The sequence below is a fragment of the Prevotella sp. CAG:255 genome (genome assembly GCF_000431195.1).
GTDB lineage: Bacteria > Bacteroidota > Bacteroidia > Bacteroidales > Bacteroidaceae > Prevotella > Prevotella rara.
In genome coordinates this window covers 1-650 of sequence record NZ_HF986830.1, presented here as the reverse complement: position 1 = coordinate 650, position 650 = coordinate 1, and the positions used below count along the sequence as shown (strand labels likewise).

At 56.2% G+C, this 650-nt stretch carries 1 protein-coding gene and 1 pseudogene; both read left to right on the top strand.

Annotated features, from left to right (window positions below):
- Window positions 1-419: DUF3872 domain-containing protein (locus QVO66_RS10420; RefSeq protein WP_288172816.1), on the top strand; the 419-nt coding region annotated here is incomplete at its 5' end.
- A 28-nt stretch (window positions 420-447) separates the two neighbouring features.
- Window positions 448-650, top strand: a pseudogene (locus tag QVO66_RS10415) (lysozyme); the annotation flags it as partial.

The following is a 650-nucleotide window of genomic DNA, read 5'->3' as shown; positions in this document are numbered from 1 at the left end:
ATGACGGACTGGACATAAGGCAAGAATACCCGTTTACGGTGGAGGCCATGCCCGTGCAGGACGAGGTAGCATACGGCGAAACCGTCGAGCTGCGCCTCTCAATCGTGGAGGACGGCGGCTTCGACGGAACGATGTACACCCTGCGCTACTTCCAGACGGACGGCAAGGGCAGGCTGGAGATGGAGGACGACACGGTGATGAAGCCCAACGACCGTTACCTGCTGGGCAAAAAGGAGTTCCGCCTGTATTACACCTCTTTGAGCGTCGGCGACGCGCAGTCAATAGACCTGTACGTCGAGAACAACTGGGGAAGTGTGGAAAAGCTGACGTTCGACTTCAACGCAGACGACGGGGATGATGAAGAAGGCGGTGGATTGATAATAAGGCCAATATTTACGGCTATGGAGGACGCGCCGTGAAATGTCTTGCATTGAAATAAACAGCACTATGGTGAAATGTTTTATGGTTATCATGTCGCTGGTGCTCGCGTGTCCTGTTTCAAAGGCGGAACTGCCGCCGACTACGTTGTTTGAGAGGGCTGTGGCCGTTGTAAGGCATTTCGAGGGCTGGCACGGGCCTCGTCACCACCCTTACGTCGGCTACGGCCACAGGCTCCTGCCCGGCGAGAGGTACAGCCACCGCATGACGAA